General features: G+C 61.9%; 17 protein-coding genes, 1 tRNA gene and 1 riboswitch. Of the genes, 9 read left to right on the forward strand and 9 right to left on the reverse strand.

All coding sequences use genetic code 11. The features are described from left to right. Positions 1-37: 37 nt before the first annotated feature. Positions 38-1,465 carry a threonine/serine exporter ThrE family protein gene (locus R4P65_RS23780; RefSeq protein WP_007734361.1) on the reverse strand — a complete coding sequence of 476 codons (1,428 nt, stop codon included), beginning with the start codon at positions 1,463-1,465 and terminating at the stop codon, positions 38-40. Positions 1,466-1,587: 122 nt separating this feature from the next. On the opposite strand from R4P65_RS23780, the gene R4P65_RS23785 reads away from it, so the two are divergent. Then, positions 1,588-1,659: transfer RNA gene (locus R4P65_RS23785), tRNA-Thr, on the forward strand. Between the two features lie 92 nt (positions 1,660-1,751). Here R4P65_RS23785 and R4P65_RS23790 read toward each other — a convergent pair. From R4P65_RS23790 to R4P65_RS23815, 6 genes are all read right to left on the reverse strand, one after another. After that, positions 1,752-2,552: a GAF and ANTAR domain-containing protein gene (locus R4P65_RS23790; protein ID WP_317828360.1), complete on the reverse strand. Its 801-nt coding sequence runs from the start codon at positions 2,550-2,552 to the stop codon at positions 1,752-1,754. Positions 2,553-3,030: 478 nt separating this feature from the next. Next, complete coding sequence (locus R4P65_RS23795) at positions 3,031-3,846, reverse strand: ABC transporter (protein ID WP_230814902.1); 816 nt, start codon at positions 3,844-3,846, stop codon at positions 3,031-3,033. Positions 3,847-3,893: 47 nt separating this feature from the next. Beyond that, on the reverse strand, positions 3,894-4,208 hold the full coding sequence (locus R4P65_RS23800; RefSeq protein WP_230815099.1) for a DMT family transporter: 315 nt from the start codon (positions 4,206-4,208) through the stop codon (positions 3,894-3,896). Between the two features lie 14 nt (positions 4,209-4,222). Continuing rightward, a riboswitch (guanidine-III (ykkC-III) riboswitch) is annotated at positions 4,223-4,285 on the reverse strand. A gap of 46 nt (positions 4,286-4,331) precedes the next feature. Next, on the reverse strand, positions 4,332-4,766 hold the full coding sequence (locus tag R4P65_RS23805) for a hypothetical protein (RefSeq protein WP_317828361.1): 435 nt from the start codon (positions 4,764-4,766) through the stop codon (positions 4,332-4,334). A 99-nt stretch (positions 4,767-4,865) separates the two neighbouring features. Then, positions 4,866-5,609: a hypothetical protein gene (locus tag R4P65_RS23810; RefSeq protein ID WP_317828362.1), complete on the reverse strand. Its 744-nt coding sequence runs from the start codon at positions 5,607-5,609 to the stop codon at positions 4,866-4,868. Further along, complete coding sequence (locus tag R4P65_RS23815) at positions 5,593-6,093, reverse strand: hypothetical protein (protein ID WP_317828363.1); 501 nt, start codon at positions 6,091-6,093, stop codon at positions 5,593-5,595. Before R4P65_RS23815 ends, R4P65_RS23810 begins: the two co-directional genes overlap by 17 nt. A 137-nt stretch (positions 6,094-6,230) precedes the next feature. Between R4P65_RS23815 and R4P65_RS23820 the strand changes: the two genes are divergently transcribed. Next, entirely contained in the window at positions 6,231-6,938 is a 708-nt protein-coding gene (locus R4P65_RS23820; RefSeq protein ID WP_317828364.1) for a response regulator transcription factor, read from the forward strand. After that, on the forward strand, positions 6,935-8,386 hold the full coding sequence (locus tag R4P65_RS23825) for a HAMP domain-containing sensor histidine kinase (RefSeq protein ID WP_317828365.1): 1,452 nt from the start codon (positions 6,935-6,937) through the stop codon (positions 8,384-8,386). The genes R4P65_RS23820 and R4P65_RS23825 overlap by 4 nt, the downstream gene beginning before the upstream one ends. 24 nt (positions 8,387-8,410) lie before the next feature. Here R4P65_RS23825 and R4P65_RS23830 read toward each other — a convergent pair whose 3' ends face one another. Together R4P65_RS23830 and R4P65_RS23835 are read right to left on the reverse strand one after the other, a co-directional pair. Beyond that, a complete protein-coding gene (locus tag R4P65_RS23830) occupies positions 8,411-9,682 on the reverse strand; it encodes an alanine racemase (RefSeq protein ID WP_317828366.1) in 1,272 nt (423 codons plus the stop codon). 86 nt (positions 9,683-9,768) lie between these two features. Beyond that, the gene (locus R4P65_RS23835) at positions 9,769-11,244 is read right to left on the reverse strand and encodes an amidohydrolase family protein (protein ID WP_317828367.1); all 1,476 of its coding nucleotides are present in this window, start codon (positions 11,242-11,244) and stop codon (positions 9,769-9,771) included. A gap of 203 nt (positions 11,245-11,447) precedes the next feature. On the opposite strand from R4P65_RS23835, the gene R4P65_RS23840 reads away from it, so the two are divergent. From R4P65_RS23840 to menC, 6 genes are all read left to right on the forward strand, one after another. Beyond that, positions 11,448-12,293 (forward strand): M55 family metallopeptidase, encoded by an 846-nt coding sequence (locus R4P65_RS23840; RefSeq protein WP_230814909.1) that lies wholly within the window; start codon positions 11,448-11,450, stop codon positions 12,291-12,293. 271 nt (positions 12,294-12,564) lie between these two features. Then, positions 12,565-13,782 carry an MFS transporter gene (locus R4P65_RS23845; RefSeq protein ID WP_317828368.1) on the forward strand — a complete coding sequence of 406 codons (1,218 nt, stop codon included), beginning with the start codon at positions 12,565-12,567 and terminating at the stop codon, positions 13,780-13,782. Between the two features lie 14 nt (positions 13,783-13,796). Further along, positions 13,797-14,654: a tryptophan 2,3-dioxygenase gene (locus R4P65_RS23850; protein WP_317828369.1), complete on the forward strand. Its 858-nt coding sequence runs from the start codon at positions 13,797-13,799 to the stop codon at positions 14,652-14,654. Between the two features lie 161 nt (positions 14,655-14,815). Further along, positions 14,816-15,910 (forward strand): M20 family metallopeptidase, encoded by a 1,095-nt coding sequence (locus R4P65_RS23855; protein ID WP_317828370.1) that lies wholly within the window; start codon positions 14,816-14,818, stop codon positions 15,908-15,910. A 2-nt stretch (positions 15,911-15,912) separates the two neighbouring features. Further along, entirely contained in the window at positions 15,913-16,851 is a 939-nt protein-coding gene (locus R4P65_RS23860; protein ID WP_317828371.1) for a GNAT family N-acetyltransferase, read from the forward strand. Continuing rightward, on the forward strand, positions 16,848-17,963 hold the full coding sequence (gene menC / locus R4P65_RS23865) for an o-succinylbenzoate synthase (RefSeq protein ID WP_317828372.1): 1,116 nt from the start codon (positions 16,848-16,850) through the stop codon (positions 17,961-17,963). Before R4P65_RS23860 ends, menC begins: the two co-directional genes overlap by 4 nt. Positions 17,964-17,985 lie beyond the last annotated feature (22 nt).

Genomic DNA, 17,985 nt, shown 5'->3' on the forward strand with positions numbered 1-17,985 from the left:
ACCGTCAGGTGCCCAGCTCTTTCTGCTTGAACGACGCTTACTTCTCGGTGACGGGAACTCGACGCCTGCGCTTGCGGACCATCGGTCGACGTAGCGAGTCCACGCGCATCAGGATTCGTGGACGACGCAGCGTCCGCGCTCCCCATTCGCCGAGGGTAACGCCCGCGGCCAGGGCGCAGCCGATACCGAAGGCCGACAGCAAGGCGGTCAAACCGATCAGTACCTGGTCGTTGAGCAGCGCGTACAGGCCTCGGTACAGCGAAAGGCCGGGGAGCAGCGGAGTGATGCCTGCGACCGCGACAACCAGCGGAGGCGTCAGGGCGCGGCGAGCCATCAGGCCACCGGCAAGACCGACGACTGTCGCTGCGATCGCGGCCGCGATCACGGGGCCGACGTCGAGTGTCTGCACGAAGATCGACACACCACTGCCTGCCGCACCGCCCAGGAACGCCGCGGTGAGTGCACGACGCTCCGCGTAGCAGGCGAGTGCGTAGAAGACTGACGCACATGCGCCGGAGAGCATGAGGATCGGCAACTGGGTGATGGTCGATACTTCGACGTTGATCGGTGGAAGCGTCGAACCCAGCATCCCGGTCATTCGCAACGAGATTGCGACACCCGCGATGATGCCGCCCGTCATCATCACCACTTCGAAGAATCGCGCGACAGCTGTAATGGGGGCGCCCATGATCGCGTCCTGGACCGAGCCAACCAACGACAGCCCGGACAGCAGGACAACCACACCGGCCGCAATGACCAGTGAAGGCCGGATGCTGATCCCCAACTGATCCTGAAATGTATAGAGCGTGGCGGCGGGCGCAGCCGCGATGAGACCACCGACCACTTGCTGGAAGAAGAACGGCAACCCGAACCGGTTCAGCACACGGTTGACGCGGTCGATCACCATCGTCGTCAAGAACGCGACTGTGGCAACGAGGAACCCACCCCCCAGCAGGACTGAGACCGAAGCCGCCATCGCCGCCCAGGCCATGGTCGCGGTCCACCGGTTGTACGGGTGCGGCGCCGTCGTGATGGCTGTGAGAGCGTCGTGTGCTTGGTCCGGGGTGATCGCCTCACGGCGGATGCGACGCGTCAGACGGTCGACAGCCGCCAGTCGTGTGAAGTCCATCGACCGGTAGTGGACGATGCGCATCGTGCTCGCCGGCGGCCGCGTCGGACCGCGATAGGCAGAGAGCACAATCGAGTTGTAAGTGACGTCGACGTCACACTGGGCAAGGCCGTACGTGGCGGCGATGAACTGCACCTGCTCAGCGGTGTCCATGGCTGCGGTTCCGGATGCGAGGAGGACTTCGCCCACCCGAACCGCGAGGTCCAGGACCTCCGCGACGACGGCGTCGTCTGTCAGGTCGATCGGTTGAAGCGGCGCGGGAGCCGACGTGACCGTGTCGACGGTGGCTTGCCGGTTTCCCGTCAGGCGTGTGAGTACTTCGGTGAATTTCGCCATCAGGGGGCGGAGTGGGAGTTGCGCATGGGGCCCACGCTATCTAACGTGACCCGGGCGCGGCCACCGTGACGGCTTGGATATGATGGCTCCGCAAAGTCAGTCGCGGCAACGCGTCGGCCTTCGCCTCCTTAGCTCAGTGGTAGAGCACTCGCCTTGTAAGCGAAAGGTCGTCGGTTCAATCCCGACAGGAGGCTCCGAAATTAGAGGCACTCACCGAAAATATGGTGGGTGCCTCTGTGTTTGCTCAGGTGCTGTGTTTGCCAGGTCTCTCGGCCGCCTGTCAGGTTCAGTTGGTCTCAGGCTTGTTCGAAGCCTGGCGCGGGTCGATCACGCCGTCGATGTACTGCTGGGCAATTACTCGCAGTTTGACATTGCTGCGCTGCGAGTCCTGGATGAGGATGCGGAAGGCGCCGTCGGCGTCGACGCGGTGGGTGCCCATGATGATGCCTTTGGCTTGTTCGATGACGCCTCTCGATTCGAGTGCACGCTCGAGGTCCATCGCGTGTTTTCTGGCGATGTCGAGGCGCTGCGAGCTGTGCAGCGCGTAGGCCGAGGTGACCGCGAACAGTTGGAGCAATGCCACGTCTGCGCCGGTGAAACCCCGGAGGTCGTGACTGTAGAGATTGAGGGTCCCCAGCGGGCGATCTCTACCGGGTAACGGCATCGACAAGAAACTGACGGCACCGACTACCTTTGCCGCGCTTGCGAATTGAGGCCACCGGCTGTGGGCTTCGCTGGCATGTGCACGGACAACCGTGCCCGTGCGTGACGACGTCACGCACGGTCCGTAGTCCAGTCGGAATTGAATTGAGTCGACGGTGCGAACAAGTTGGTGGGTGGCGGCCACGGTTCGGAACGTCGCATCCGAACCGCCGACGGTAATTCCGGCCATGTCGGCGTCGGCGATGAGGTCGACGGCGTGTTTGCAGACCTGTTCGAGGAATTGCTCTGCCTGGGCATGTGGATCGAGGTGCGCATAGAGCGATTGAAAGGCGTCCGAGGCGGCGTCCAGGCTGTCCTGCGACGCGGAATTTCGGCCCCCGGTGGGGCCGCGGTGTTCTGCTCTGGCAATGCGCGGCGCCGTCATTGTCTCAACCACCTTTCCCCATCACGTCGCAGGCATGTCCGATTCGTCTCATTGTTGCACCGGACTAACTGTTGTGCACTCTGTTTCGGTGGACAAGTGTCTGATGGGCCGGACGGTTATGCGGGGTGGGCTACGTATGCCCAATCGTGATGTTTGATTCGGCCATCAGTGGGTAGTGTGCCAAATTCGGAATTATGTTGTGCTGCAACAGTTAACGTGAAAACTGCGACCGAGGTACAAGTTTTCTCCGCAATGGCGCGCAGGTCGCGAACTTGGCCTATTGTCAGCGCCAGCGCACAATCTTGTACGCGTAACCCGTAGACAGTGAAGGGGATACGACGATGAATGGACTGATCGCGGCTCTGAACAGTGGCATGACGGTCGGCTTGGCCAACACGATCCTGACTTTCGGCGGAATCATCATCAATCTCAATATCGTGATCAACAACTGACCGCGTAATCGGCGAGTAACCGTTTGTTATGCCGATTCGATCGGAAGGTCCGGCCCTGGGCGATCGCTTCGGCTCTTGAGCCATCGATTGGGAAGCTTGCCGGCCAGTTCTCCGAGCGGACCGACTGCAGCACTGAGGATTCCGACTGTTTCCTGAAGCACCTCGATGCTCGCGCTCATACGCTCGAGGTTGGGAGCCAGCGAAGTCAAGGTGTCGGACAGTGCAACGATCTGGTCAAGCGGGCCGCCTTCGGCGATGAGCCGTTCGAAGGCACCGTTCTCCGCCAAGAGTGTTTCGAGGATGCCGTTCTCGGCCAGTGCGCGATCGATGACGCCGTCCTTGGCAGTCAGGCGTTCGACGGCACCGTCCTGTGCTGTCAGGCGCTCCAGTGGGCCGTCCTCGGCCATCATTCGGTCGAGGAGTCCGTCCGGGGCGAGCAACCGCTCCAAAGCGCCGTTCTCGGCGAGCACTCGATCCAACGGTCCGCCCGGGGCTAGAAGTCTTTCGAGTGGTCCGCCGGGAGCGAGTAGTCGTTCGAGTGTGCCGTCGGGTGCAGTCAGTTTGTCGACCGGACCGCCAGGTGAGAGCAGTCGGTCGAGCGGCCCACCGGGGGCCAAGGCCTGGCCGATGGGCCGATCGTCTGCAGTCAGCGATGACAACTGCTGGATCATCTGCATGGGTCCGCGGGGGCTTGCCAGGGTGGCAGCGCCCGCCGTGACGGCACCGGTATTACTGACGGCGATACGAACTGTCGTCACCGTCAGCTCGGCGATCCCCAAACTGATCTCTGCGGCTGCAATGCCCGCACGTAGGGGAAGCGTGAGCATCTCCAGCAGTTTCATGCGTTAACTGTAACCGGTAACACACAAGCACTCACCTGGATCGCCGGTCAGTGAAGGACCTTCAGGCCGACGACACAACCGACGATTCCCAGGATCAGCAGAATCTTGACGATCGACGTGGACTCCGCGCCGGTGACCATCGCATATCCGACGGTCAGGGCGGCGCCGATGCCGACCCAGACCGCGTACGCAGTCCCGATGGGAAGGGTGCGCATTGCATACGCGAGGCCCGCCATACTGACGATCAGACCGAGGATGAAGACGACGGTGGGGGACATTTTGCTGAATCCGTCGGACTTACCGAGTGCGGTAGCCCAGACAGCTTCGAATAGTCCGGAAATGACGAGCACGATCCATGCCATGGTGAACAACTCCCAAGGCACCGTCTTTTCGCTGGCCGGGTACGGTGCGCTCGTCCGGATGTCGTCGTTGACCAACCAACCATAGCAACAGAATTCTGCGCTACGACCTGATCAGGTGGCGATTTAGGTCACCACCGCCGGTCGAACCCGCTTCAGATGGATGCTCGTCATGGCCACCACGATCGTCGCCGTTGCAGCGAGAACAGCCAGAGGAATCGGCGTATTCACCGTGACAGGGCCGTGTTCGACGAGTGGACCGTTCGACCACCCGAATTCCTGCGCGGTCGGCTCCAAGAAGGTCGCTGAAACCGAGAACAGCGTAAGACTGAAGGGCAGTACCGCCCCGCTCGAGACTGCCCCGACGGCAACAGGCAGGCAAGACGTGACGGCCAGTCCCAACGCCAGCGGTAGAACAACGACGTACGAAAGCGTGGTCAGGGGGCTGTTTGACAATCCTGATAGTGCGGTCACGCCAAGGAGTCCCAGTCCGAGTTGGGGCATCGGTCTTTTCCAGCCGACGACGACGCCGAGTGCCAAGGCAGCAGCGCCCGCGAGCACCGCCCAAGTCCAGTCGGAGGAAAATCGGGTCGTGCAGACCGAAACCGCGCTGACTGCCAGTCCGACGAGTATGAAACGGCCGTCGTGTGGCGACGAGTGCTAAGCCAGCGCGACCGTTACGGCAACCGCGATCACCACTGCAGTCACCCAGGACCCATGTGATGTCGACGTCGAGCCCAACCACGCATACAGGGCCGTGAATGCCAGGGGCAGAACAACTCCCAGCGTCACCAGGCGCGTATCGACGTCGCCCGGCTCCTGATTTGGCCGTGCGACTGAAGCGACTCCGCCCACGAGAAGAGTTGCAGCGAGCAGAATCCAGACGGGAACCGTGGATGGTACGGGGTAGGCATCGCCTGGAAGGGTGAGTGACCATCGGGCGACGCGATCGCGCCACAAGTCCGCGGCGCCGAAGTACAGGGTCGTCGTGATCACCCCGAGTGCGAGAGCGATTTGTGCTCCGCGGTGCCCGTTCGTCGGAAATGCCGCCGCCGCGAGGAAAGCGCCGGCCCCGATTGCATTCACAGTCACCGACATTTGGGCGGAGATCGAAACGAATGTTGGTAGCGCGATGGCGAGGGCGCCAACTGCAGCGAAGACACTCGCGAATCCGCCACGTCCCCAGCGATGCAGTAGCGCAACGCCGACCGCCGCAACCAGTGCGGCGGTTGCTCCCGCCCATTGCGGCGTGATCACCACCGAGGTGAGGCCGTCGTCGGAGAATGAGAAGTCGTCGACTCTTGACTCGGTCACTGCGTACGCAGCGACCACACCGCCGACCAGCGCAGACGACACGGGGCCGTAAAGCCGAACCCATTGAACGTGGCTACGTTGCTGCATCATTGGTCGCATTTTCGCACAACTCTCCGATGCGACTGACCGTCACATCGCCGTGCGGATCCATCCAAACCGGCTCGCCATCATGAAGTCGAGGACTTAGCAGATGGCGTCCTCGACTGGGCCACTGGACGAAGTCGTAGCCGGCCAAGTTTGTCTGAACTATGTCGGCAACCCACACCGTGGCCTCTGCGAATGAAGTATTCATCGACAGAGCATCGAAGTAGCTGAATCCGCTGATGTCACGTGCGCCCTGCCAGCCGATCGTGACGTTGTAGTCGCTGTTGATCGAGAATTCCCAGATCAGACGATCGACAACAACTTCAGGTCCGAATCGCAGGCAGCGCAGATCTTGGGCAACAGCCGCGAGGGCTTGTGCCCAAGACTCCGGCGGCATGAAGCCGGGACCCTCTCCGGGATCGGAGTTATTGGTGAACAGAGGAATACGCCACGTCAAGCAGTCCCTGTTCCACGATGGAGGTAGTGACATGCCGCTTCCTTCCGGTTCGTGGACCTGCATCCCAGCTTTTCACCTGCACTCAGCTTTTCACCTGCACTCAGCCGTTCACAGGAAGCTCCCAGGGAACGTACAGCGAGAATCCAGTGGCAGGAGAGAAGATAGTTCTCGTGACCGACAAGACCCCTGAAGCTCGCATCCTCGTAGTCGACGACGAACCCACCATCGTGGAGTTGCTCTCTGTGAGCCTCCGGTTCCAGGGCTTCGAGGTGGCAACTGCATCGAGCGGTGCCCAAGGCATGGACGTCGCACGGACCTTCCGCCCTGACGCAATCGTTCTCGACGTCATGATGCCCGGGATGGACGGGTTCGGTCTGCTCCGACGCCTCCGCGCCGACGGTGTTGACGCGCCGGTCCTGTTTCTGACCGCGAAGGATTCGCTCGACGACAAGATCAGCGGCCTGACGCTCGGCGCGGACGACTACGTGACCAAGCCGTTCAGCCTCGAAGAGGTCGTGACGAGGTTGCGGGTCATCCTGCGCCGCTCCGGCCGCGGTGTCGCGCCGGAGCAGTCGCCGCGGGTGAAGTTCGCCGACATCGAACTCGACGACGACACTCGCGAGGTCTGGAAGAAGGGCGAATTGGTTGCGCTCTCGCCCACCGAGTTCACATTGCTCCGATACTTCATGGTCAACGCCGGGACGGTTCTCAGTAAGCCTCGGATTCTCGACCATGTCTGGAACTACGACTTCGGTGGGGAGGTCGGAGTTGTCGAGTCCTACGTGTCCTACCTGCGTCGCAAGGTGGATACGGGGGAGACGCCGCTGATTCACACGTTGCGTGGGGTCGGCTACGTGATGCGTGAACCGCGGCAATGATCGCCGCCGCGGAAAACGAGCAACTGCCGAAAAGAGGTCGTTTCCGTCTCAATTCACTGCCGCTGCGCTTCACCCTGGTTGCGGCCTTGCTGGTGTTGGCGGCGCTTGGTTTGTTGGCGTCGGGCGTAGCGGTCACTTCGGCGCTCGAGAATTCGCTGACCCAGCGAACCGACAAAACGCTGTACGAAGCGGTCGACGGTTGGGCAAAGCCGCACACCAGAGATCTACAGCCGCCCAGTGACGTCGGCCCGGGCACCCGCCCACCCAGCCCCTTCTTCGTTCGGACAGTTACCCCGGACGGGCGGGTGATCGTCCTGAACGACAAGTCGACGACCACCGAACCCGACCTGTCGAAAGATTTCACCGGCGGCCCGATCACCGTCGGATCGAGCGATGGTTCGGACGTGAACTGGCGAGTGCTCACGACGGTCCGCGACGGCACGACGACGACTATCGGTGTGCGACTGACGGATAACGAGCAGACCGTCGACGACTTGGTCGGTCTGCAACTCGGTATCGGTCTGGTTGTCCTGATAATCCTCGGCGGCGGAGCGTATTTCGTGGTTCGTCGGAGCCTGCGTCCCCTGGTCGAGGTGGAGGAAACCGCCGCTGCCATTGCCGCCGGCGACCTTCATCGACGAGTTCCGGAGCGTGACGACCGCACCGAAGTCGGCCGATTGTCGGTGGCACTCAACGGAATGCTCGCGCAGATTCAACACGCATTTGCCGCGACCGAGGCTTCGGAGGAATCAGCACGGCGTTCCGAGGAGAAGATGCGTAGATTTGTCGGCGACGCGAGCCACGAGTTGCGCACACCCTTGACGACTATCCGCGGATTTGCCGAGTTGTATCGCCAAGGGGCGATGACGGATACGGAAACGCTGATGAACCGGATCGAGGGCGAGGCGTCGAGGATGGGCCTTCTGGTCGAGGACCTACTCATGCTGGCCAGACTCGACGAACAGCGACCGCTCGAGAACAAGCCGGTGGATCTGCTTGCAGTTGCGGCAGATTCGGTGCAGGCAGCGCGAGCGATCGCACCGGATCGAACCGTCAAACTTCAGATGACCGGCGGCCCAGGGTTACCCGAGGTGCACGGCGACGAGGCCAGACTGCGTCAGGTAGTCGCCAATCTGGTGGGCAACGCGATCAAACACACGCCGCCGGATGCACAGGTCACAATTTGCGTCGGTACGACCGAGAACTCCGCGGTGGTCGAGGTTTCGGATACCGGTCAGGGTTTGAGTGAAGAGGATGCCGCGCGGATCTTCGAGCGTTTTTACCGCGCCGACACCTCTCGCACCCGTGAGACCGGGGGCGCCGGTCTCGGCCTGTCCATTGTCTCGGCTTTGGTTGCCGCGCACGACGGAACCGTCAGTGTCGAGACGTCCCTCGGGCAGGGGACGACGTTCCGCGTCGAATTGCCGCGTGACCCGAAGGACGACTGAGGCCCGGATTACCGCACACGTTTCTCAGAAGTAGGTGCGAACCGTACCGACGACGCGGTAATCCGAATCGACCTCGGGAATCAGTGACCACTTGTCGAACGTGGTACAGGGATGCGAGATTCCGCAACCGAGCAGATCGCCGACGGTCACGTCGAAGTCAGCCGGAACGTCGACGTACGCGTGTTGGTCGTTGAGCGCGGTGATGGTCAGTTCTCGCGCTGATCGGTTGGATCCGTCGCGTCGGCGCCACAGGACTATGGGAAAGCCTGCGTCGGAACCGACATCGCGGCGGCCGAAGCCCAGGATCGCCCGTCCGGGTTCAGGTATGGAGAGCACTACGCCCCAGACCTCTGCGGCTCCCTGCAGAGTTCGCGGACCGTCCGCCCACGGCGAAGTTTCGGCATAGAGACCGTGATCATGGGTGATATAGCAACCGCTGCGCAGCACGACGCGTACACCGTTGTCGAGTGCCCATCGGCCGGCCAGCTCACGTACAACCAGATCGTGAAACGCACTGCCGCCGAAAGTGACCAGTGGCCTGGGAGCCTTCGCGGAGTTGTTCTCGAACAGGTTCTCGGCCACACAGATTTCCGTGAACACTCGCGCGGATTTGAGATACGAATCGACGGAGATACGGCGGGCTGCTACCGAGGCTCCGGGCATCATGCCCTCGAACCCCTCGACTCCGGTGAGAATCAACGAAGGTGCCTGCGATGCTGCGCGTGCGACGTCGAGTGCTTGCTCGACAGTGCGAGCGCCCGCGCGTCCGCTGTCGTAGCCGAGTTCGACGAGAACCCGGATACGGCTGGCCGGTGAGACTTTCGCGATCAACTGTTCCATCAGGCGGACGCTCTCGACCGAGTCTACGAGGGTGGTGACGAAGAAATCGGGGTCGGTGGCCTGGGCGTCGCAGATCCACCGAATGCCGGCGGGATCGAGAACCTGGCTGGCGATGATGATCGTGTCCACACCGAACTCACGCAGAATGCGTGCCTGCGCAACGGTTGCCGCCGTCATCGCCCAAGCCCCGGCGTCGAGTTGCCGACGAACCAGTTCGGGGCTCATCGTGGTCTTCGCGTGGGGCGCCAGATCCACGTCGTGATCGGAGCAGAACTGCGCCATGAGGTCGACATTGTGCGCGATCGCTGCACGGTTGAGTGTCATCACGGGTAGCAGGAGGTTGCCGTCGAGTGCAGAGATCCCCAACGGCTCGAGGTCGGAACCGTCGCGACCTTCGAGGTCGGTGCCGAATGCCTTGTGCTGCCAACCGATCGGGAGGGTCGCGAAATCCGTCATGGCATCGATTGTGCCGTTGATTGCAGACGAAGTGTTCATGTGTGGTGACTTTCTGTCAGAACTATGCAGGTCAGAATGAGATCCGGTTACGAGCGGCGTACCGGGCGACCGGGCAACGCGTCCTCGACCACGACACCGCCTTCGACGACGGGTACTCCGCCGACCAGCACGCGGCTGATTCCGGTGGAGGGACGGGTGCCGTCGATGTAGGTGGCGTTGTCGGTGATCTGCTCGGGGTCGAAAACGAGGATGTCCGCGTCGCTACCGGGGCTGATCCGACCTTTCGCCGCCATCGATGGAACCGACTCCTCCAGAATCTGCGCGGGGATCAACGAGCAGCGCGCGATGATCTCCGACAGCGACAGCAGTTGACGCTCGCGGTACAGCGTACGAATCGCACGTGCATAGGTACCGGCGCCGCGGGGATGGCCGAGTGCCTTCTCCGGCAACGGCCACTGCAATGCGTCGGAAGACGAACGGCCAGGCCAGGTCAGTGGCATCGCGTCGCTCGCGATGGCGGCGCGGTCGAAAGTCATCGCCCTTTCGAGGAACTCGCGCTGCACGGTGTCGTTCTCGTCGAGGAACTCCACCAGCACCAGTCCACCGGGGTCGGTTGCCCGAAGATGTTCGAGCTGTTTGCGGTCCGCGATACGTTCGCCGGTGGGTACGAATGTCAACGATCGTGGTGTCAGATTCATCAGGTGCAGCTTGTCGGGATCGAGAAACGCAGCTCCGACGGCTGTCGACCCGGAACCGTACGGATACGCCTCCGTCGTGACGCGCGATCCGGCAGCCTGAACCTGCGCCACCACCGACAGTGCATGGTCGACGTGCATTCCCGAGGTGCTGTTGACATGGCAGTAGTGCATGTGTGCGCCGGTTTCGGCTGCTGCACGGGCGATTTCGACGGCGCCGTCCACCGGACTCGACGGATCGGCCGAGATGAGCGGGCGCGCATGAGTGTAGGTGGGGACACCGGCGCGGGCCGCGAGATCCGCCACCTGCAAGTACTCGGTCGGATCGGATTTCGGGGCGTACCCGACCACCACGCCGATGCCGAGAGCGCCTGCGGCCAGATCGTTTTCGAGAAGTTCGAGAATGTGTGCACGCTGGGAGGCAGAGGGCTCGCCCTGCCAGCTCGGGGAACCGAGATGGTGCAGGAGCGTTCTGATGTCGCCGTCTGGATCGGCTCCCGAGAGTTCGATCATTCGGGCGTGAGCCCACGACGTCGCGTAGCCGTAGTTGATCGGGCGGCCCTCGGCGCCGGCCCGCGCATATGCCTTCGCAACAGGAATGACGCCGGCTTCCAGTTCGAGGGCCGTCGTGACTCCGTCCAATGCCTGAAGTCGCTGCTCGGCGATTTCCTGTCCGTGGCTGTGCAGGTCGATGAATCCGGGGCAGATGACCTGACCGGTCACGTCGATCGTCTGCCGGGCTTCGATCGTGTCGTGACCCCAAGCCGAGACTTTGCCGCCGGTGATCGCGATGTTGCGAACCTCGTCGGTCCCCGATGCGGGATCGACGACGCGGCCGCCGGTGAACACGATGTCGTGGACCTGCATCAGAGTTGCACTCCTGTCGTTGGTCGAACCGCCTGGCCCGGCGAATGTCCCGATGGTTTCACGGCCGGGGTATCGGATTCTGGTGTGAACGTCCCAAATGGAGGCCGACTCACCGTTCGACCGGACAAGAAACGGATGCCGTCGAGTGTGAAGGTGAAAGCGAAGCTACCAATTCATCCGATTGAGATTGATGGAGGACAGGAATGCACGTCTATATTTCGGTGGACATGGAGGGTATCGCGGGTATCGCGACGCTCGATCAGACGATCCGCGGCGGTGGCGGCTACCACCGTGCGCAGATGCTCATGACCGCCGAGACCAACGCTGCGATCGCCGGTGCGTTCGACGCCGGTGCGACGAGCGTCCTGGTCAACGACAGCCACGGAACGATGGACAACCTGCTTCACGCCGACCTGGATCCACGGGCGCGCCTGATCTTCGGCTCACCCAAGATGCAATGCATGGCCGAAGGAATGACGTCGGATCACGACGTAGCCCTGTTTGTCGGCTATCACGCACCAGCTGGTGGACCCGGCGTCCTGGCGCACACGTTCTCGAGTTTGTTCGCCGACGTCCGCCTCGACGGCAAGTCCGTCTCCGAGACCGACGTCAACACCCTCTACGCTGCCACCCAGGGCGTTCCCGTCGGCCTGGTAACGGGTGACGACATCATCTGTGGCTTGGTGGATGCGGCCTCGCCGACAACCGAGACCGTCGAGGTCAAGAAGGCACACGGATGGTCGGCAACCAATTCGCTGCCGCCGTCGCTCGCGTGCGAGCAGATCCGAGCAGGCGCCGAGCGTGCAGTGCGCAAGGCCGACACACTGAAGCCGGTCGAGCTGCGTGACGAATGGACTCTCGAGATCGTTCACCCCACCACTACGGGAGCTGAACTCGCCGAAGCTGTTCCCGGCTCGCGACGGACTTCGGATCGCACGATTTCGCACACACTCGGTAGCGTCGACGACATTCTCGGTCTGATCACTGTCAATGCTCGGCTCGCAGCCGCAGGCGTCTCGACAATCGTGGCAGTCGCCAATCGCACGTAATGCGGTAACGACTCGATCTCGAAATGCCGCCGACACCGTGTGTGTCGGCGGCATTTGTCATCTGTTGGGGCAGAACATGTTCCGATCGACCAAACGTTGCTTCGGGTATTGGTGAAACGGACCAATACGGCAGACGTGTTCGCTGTCACACTTCATCAGTCTTTTCAATGTTCTAGTCCATGCGGCACAAGACAATTCGGGAGGCTTGATGAAGGCGGAACGCGTCAGAGTGGAAGAATCATCGCGGGGGAGCGGCGGTTCGGTTCGAAATATGATGGACAACAAGTCGATTCGGCGCACGACAACCGTAACGGTTGGACTGCTCAGTACCATCTGGTTGATCGACATGGTCGATCGCGTCATGATCGGTCTTGCGCTTCCGATGATCGGCGACGAATTCTCGCTCAGCAGTACGCAGTTGGGTGGTGTGGTCTCGGTCTTCGCGATCTTCTACATGCTCGGGCAGGTTCCCGGCGGAATGTTGGCTGATCGCTTCGGACCCAGGCCACTGTTGATCGTTGCGTTGATCCTGTGGTCGGTGTTCACCGCGTTGACAGGGTTCGCGTGGGGGCTCATTTCGCTGATGGTCATGCGTGCGATGTTCGGCGTAAGCCAGGGGCTCTTTCCGGCTGCGTCGTTCAAGGCTTTGGCTGAGCGGACGCGTCCGAAAACCAGAGCGACCGCGATGGGTTTCATGCTCGGCGCCAACAACCTCGGCCCCGGCGTTGCACCGCTGATCATCGCACCGGTCCTCATGGCTGTTGGGTGGCGTGACGCGTTCTGGCTGGTGGCGATCGTCGGCGCTGTGATCGGCACGGTGGTGTGGTTGGTGCTGCCGGCACCGTTGGACACGGAAATCTCGGAAGATCCGGAGGCTGCGCTGCAACCTCTGGCGAGCGAGCACTCTCGCGCCGCGGTGTTCAAGTCCGCGTCGGTGTGGAAGTTCGCAATTCTGTTCTGTCTGGCCAACATGTCCGCGTACGGGCTGATGACCTGGGTGCCGAGTTATCTGCTCAACGACAAGGGACTCTCGCTGATCGACACGGGAATCTTTGCCGCGATCCCCTTCATCGTCACGGCGCTGGCCACGATTCTGGGCGGGCGATTGGTGGACAAGTACTTCCACGACCGGGCCCGGATTCTTCTGGTTCCGTGTATGGCCACGTCGGCAGTCCTGTTGTTCCTGATGACCACCGCCGACACCGTCGCGATGTTCACGTTCTACGAGACCTTGGCTCTGGGCATCAGCGGTCTGTGTTCGATGTCGATCTTCGCGATGCCGTTGAGGGCACTTCCCGCCGAATTCCTCGGTTCCGGAATGGGTTTGATCAACGGTTGTGGTCAGTTCGCCGGTTTCATCACGCCGCTCGTGATGGGATGGATGGTGGACCAGTTCTCGTACATGGCTGCATTCGGAGTCCTGGTCGGAGCGACGAGCGCTGCCGCTTTGGTGGCCATGATCGTTCCGCAGACCCCGGCGAAATTCTGAGAAGGAGAACGAAGATGTCGGCAACGGACGGCACACGAAAGATCGAAGACGACGTCGTGACCGATTTTTCCGAAAAGATGAGTTACGGGGCCTACCTCGGACTCGATACGCTCCTGGATTCGCAGCATCCGGTGAGCGAGCCGGAGCACCACGACGAACTCTTGTTCATCATTCAGCACCAGACCAGTGAGTTGTGGCTCAAGCTGTTTCTCCACGAGATACGGGCGGCCAGAGCAGCTATAGCTGCCGACGACATCCGGGTCGCTTTCAAGCGCATCGCACGCGTCAAACACATCCAGGCCACTCTGACCGAGCAGTGGTCGGTGTTGGCGACACTGACGCCGGCGGAGTATGCGGAGTTCAGGGGCGTTCTCGGTAACTCGTCTGGGTTCCAGTCGTACCAGTACCGCGCCGTGGAATTCGTGCTCGGAAACAAGAACGCGGGCATGCTGAAGGTGTTCGAATCGGATCCGTCTGCCCACCAATTGTTGGAAACCTTGCTCGGGGAACCGACGCTGTACGACGAGTTCTGGCGGTACTTGTCCAGACAGGGCTACGACGTTCCGGCGTCGGCTCTCGAACGAGACGTCAGTGCGCCCTACGTGTGCAACGACGAGTTGATTCCGCTGGTCAAGGCAATCTACGAGAACGTCGAGCAGCACTGGACGGCGTACGAGGCATTCGAAGAGTTGGTCGACCTCGAGGAAAGCTTCCAGTTGTGGCGGTTCCGGCACCTTCGGACAGTGCTGCGGGTGATCGGCATGAAGAAGGGGACCGGCGGATCGAGTGGTGGTGCCGGGTTCCTGCAACGTGCGTTGGAGTTGAGCTTCTTCCCCGAGCTGTTAGCCGCCCGAACCGAGATCGGAACCTGACATACCTGCTTCACGAAACCCAGCTGCTCATTACACGCAGCTGTTCGTGGCACACGACGAATCCCGGCCCGAAGGACAGGAGTCTTGGACAAGATCCGACAGGGTCGCTTCGACCAAGCTGAACTTGCGAAGTTGCAAGTCGGTGACAGGAGAGCGTCGGAGTGGACAAGAAGACAATGGTGGCGGACCTGGCGGCGCTTGTAACCGCCGAGTCGCCCAGTTCCGACCTCAGCGCAGTCGACGCGTGTGCGGACGTGGTGGCCGAGATCGGCGAACGCCATCTCGGGGGCGCACCGGAACGTATTCGAATCGACGGTCGTCAGCACTTGCGTTGGTCCTTCGGCACGGAGCCGAAGGTGATGCTCCTGGGCCATTTCGACACTGTCTGGCCGCTCGGAACGCTCGCGGAGTTGCCCTGGTCCGTCACCGACAACATCGCCACCGGACCCGGAGTCTTCGACATGAAGGCCGGCATCGTCCAGCTCTTCCATGCGCTCGCGTCGCTTCCGTCGCTCGACGGCGTGGTTGTGCTCCTCAATTCCGACGAGGAGATCGGCTCCCCGACCTCGCGCGCACTGATCGAGGAGCAAGCTCGTCAGGTCGACGCGGTGCTGGTACTTGAAGCCGCCGCCGACGGCGCAGTGAAGACCGCGCGCAAGGGTATGTCGCTGTACTGCGTCGACATCGAGGGACGCGCTGCACACGCCGGACTCGAACCGGAGCGAGGCGTGAACGCTGTAGTGGAGCTCGCACATCAGATTCAGGCCGTGGTGGAGCTCGCGGACCCGGCGGCGGGGACGTCGGTGGTTCCGTCGGTGATCAGTGGCGGAACCACCACCAATACCGTGGCAGCGCAGGCACAACTGTGGTGTGACGTTCGAATGTGGTCGGCGAAGGAACAGGAACGCATCGATCGTTCGATCCGCGCGCTGGTACCGGTGCTGGCCGAAAGTCGAATTTCGGTGACCGGGGGACCCAACCGTGGGCCACTGGAATCCGCGTCGTCGGAGAAGCTCTACTTTCTCGCTCATCAGGTCAGCAGCGAGAGCGGGTTGGGGATGCTGCGCGACTGCGCCGTCGGCGGTGCCTCGGACGGAAACTTCACCGCTGCAGTCGGAACCCCGACGTTGGACGGCCTCGGTGCCGTCGGCGGTGGGGCCCATGCAGCCACAGAACACGTAGAGATTGATCAGATGGTCCCGCGCGCCACGTTGTTGGCCGGTCTGGTGACTCGAGTCCTGGAGGGAGGACTGTGACGATGACGTCGCCGAACAATGTCCAACGCAAGATTGCTCAACCAGTGGGAGGTGTTTCGCCTTCGCGGATGCGTCAGGCGATCAGCCAAGCCGAACAGGCCGCTCTGCTTGCGTGTGTGACCATCGAAACCGTCACCGGGCATGCCGAGTTGGAACAGGTATTCGGTCTGTTCGAAAAGGTATGGCAGCCGGAGAGCGGAAATCCGCCCGTACACCGGGACATGATGAAAGCGCTTTCGCACTCCGGTAATTACGTAGCCGGTGCTTTTCGTGGCGGAGACCTGATCGGTGGCTCGGTTGCCTTCTTCGAAGAGCCACAACATCGTTCGTTGCATTCGCACATCACGGGGATTCTCCCGAACGTGCAGAACGGGCACATTGGTTTGGCGTTGAAACTGTTCCAGCGGGCGTGGGCACTGGAACGGGGAATTCTCCACGTGCGGTGGACTTTCGACCCGCTCGTCGCGCGCAATGCCTATTTCAACGTCTCGAAACTCGGTGCGTTTCCGGTCCAGTATCTGCCGCGTTTCTACGCGCCGATGAACGACAGCCTCAACGGCGGCGCAGACAGCGACCGGTTGTTGATCGACTGGGAGATCGGTAGCAGCAAGGTTTCCGACGTCGTCGCCGGTTCGGGAGAAGTCCCGACTCCCGAGTCATTGGGGGCGAGCGAACTGCTGTCCGTCTCCGAAGCCGGCCTGCCCGTGTTGAAGTCGACGAAGAATCGTTTCGTCACGGTGGCTACGCCGAATGACGTCTACACACTGCGTAAGTCGGACCCGGTGGCGGCGAACGATTGGCGGCTGGCCGTCCGCGAAACTCTCGGGGGCGTGCTCTCCGAGAACGGAGTGGTTCTCGCCGTCACCAGAACTGGAAAGTACGTGCTTGACCGTGCGCCGGGAACACAGGTCGGCAGAACAACAGCGGAGGCCACATCGTGAAGATCGACGGAGTTGAATTGCGCCGGGCGGCAATGCCGTTGAAGGCGCCGTTCCGAACCTCGTTCGGCACGGAGACCACCAAGGACGTGTTGTTCGTCAAGGTAGTCACCTCGGAGTCGGAGGGCTGGGGCGAGTGCGTAGCGATGTCCGAGCCTCGCTACTGCTCCGAATACACGGACGGCGCCGCCGAAGTCCTTCGCAAGTTCCTGATCCCGTCTCTGGGGGAACTCACCGATCCCGACGTGCACGCACTGAGCGCGACGATGGAACAGTTCGCCGGACACCCTATGGCCAAAGCTGCCCTGGAAACCGCCTTCCTCGACGCTGAACTGCGCGCCGCCGGGACGAGCATGTCCTCGTATCTCGGCGCAGTGGTCGATCGGGTACCCGCAGGTGTTTCGGTGGGTATCAAGAATTCGATCGACGAACTGCTCGAGGAGGTGGGCGGCTTCCTCGACGCTGGATACCTACGCATCAAACTGAAAATCGAACCGGGCTGGGACATCGAGCCGGTTCGCGCAGTCCGCGAGCGGTTCGGCGACAACGTACTCCTCCAGGTCGACGCGAACACCGCGTACACCTTGGCTGACGCGCGCCATCTCCAGCGGCTCGACGACTTCGATCTCCTGCTGATCGAGCAGCCGCTTCCCGAAGAAGAACTGCGCGGCCATGCCAGGTTGGCCGAGATGATGCGGACGCCCGTCTGCCTGGACGAGTCGATCACCTCCGCAAAGGTCACCGCCGACGCGCTGGCCATCGGTGCGTGCAGCGTGGTGAACATCAAACCGGGACGTGTCGGCGGCTATCTTGAATCGCGTCGTATCCACGACGTCTGCAAGGCCAACGGTATTGCGGTGTGGTGCGGCGGAATGCTCGAGACCGGAATCGGCCGGGCCGCCAACGTCGCTCTTGCCGCGCTCCCTGGATTTGTCCTACCAGGCGATACGTCGGCTTCCGACCGGTACTTCGCCGAAGACATCACCGAGCCGTTCGTACTCGACGACAGTTACGTGAAGGTTCCGGAAGGGCCGGGTATCGGCGTCGAACCGATCCCTGACCTGCTCGAAGCCATTACCACCTCAGTCGATTGGATCGGCATGGATCCGCTTTGACGAATCACTATGACACACTTCG

The organism is Rhodococcus sp. IEGM 1318 (assembly GCF_033142465.1).
GTDB lineage: Bacteria > Actinomycetota > Actinomycetes > Mycobacteriales > Mycobacteriaceae > Rhodococcus_F > Rhodococcus_F qingshengii_B.

Bases quoted from the DNA above. Each gene is read 5' to 3' on its own strand.
- R4P65_RS23780 (WP_007734361.1), bottom strand. From the start codon at position 1,465: ATGGCGAAATTCACCGAAGTACTCACACGCCTGACGGGAAACCGGCAA.
- R4P65_RS23790 (WP_317828360.1), bottom strand. From the start codon at position 2,552: ATGACGGCGCCGCGCATTGCCAGAGCAGAACACCGCGGCCCCACCGGG.
- R4P65_RS23795 (WP_230814902.1), bottom strand. From the start codon at position 3,846: ATGAAACTGCTGGAGATGCTCACGCTTCCCCTACGTGCGGGCATTGCA.
- R4P65_RS23800 (WP_230815099.1), bottom strand. From the start codon at position 4,208: ATGGCATGGATCGTGCTCGTCATTTCCGGACTATTCGAAGCTGTCTGG.
- R4P65_RS23810 (WP_317828362.1), bottom strand. From the start codon at position 5,609: ATGATGCAGCAACGTAGCCACGTTCAATGGGTTCGGCTTTACGGCCCC.
- R4P65_RS23815 (WP_317828363.1), bottom strand. From the start codon at position 6,093: ATGTCACTACCTCCATCGTGGAACAGGGACTGCTTGACGTGGCGTATT.
- R4P65_RS23825 (WP_317828365.1), top strand. From the start codon at position 6,935: ATGATCGCCGCCGCGGAAAACGAGCAACTGCCGAAAAGAGGTCGTTTC.
- R4P65_RS23830 (WP_317828366.1), bottom strand. From the start codon at position 9,682: ATGACGGATTTCGCGACCCTCCCGATCGGTTGGCAGCACAAGGCATTC.
- R4P65_RS23835 (WP_317828367.1), bottom strand. From the start codon at position 11,244: ATGCAGGTCCACGACATCGTGTTCACCGGCGGCCGCGTCGTCGATCCC.
- R4P65_RS23840 (WP_230814909.1), top strand. From the start codon at position 11,448: ATGCACGTCTATATTTCGGTGGACATGGAGGGTATCGCGGGTATCGCG.
- R4P65_RS23845 (WP_317828368.1), top strand. From the start codon at position 12,565: ATGATGGACAACAAGTCGATTCGGCGCACGACAACCGTAACGGTTGGA.
- R4P65_RS23850 (WP_317828369.1), top strand. From the start codon at position 13,797: ATGTCGGCAACGGACGGCACACGAAAGATCGAAGACGACGTCGTGACC.
- R4P65_RS23860 (WP_317828371.1), top strand. From the start codon at position 15,913: ATGACGTCGCCGAACAATGTCCAACGCAAGATTGCTCAACCAGTGGGA.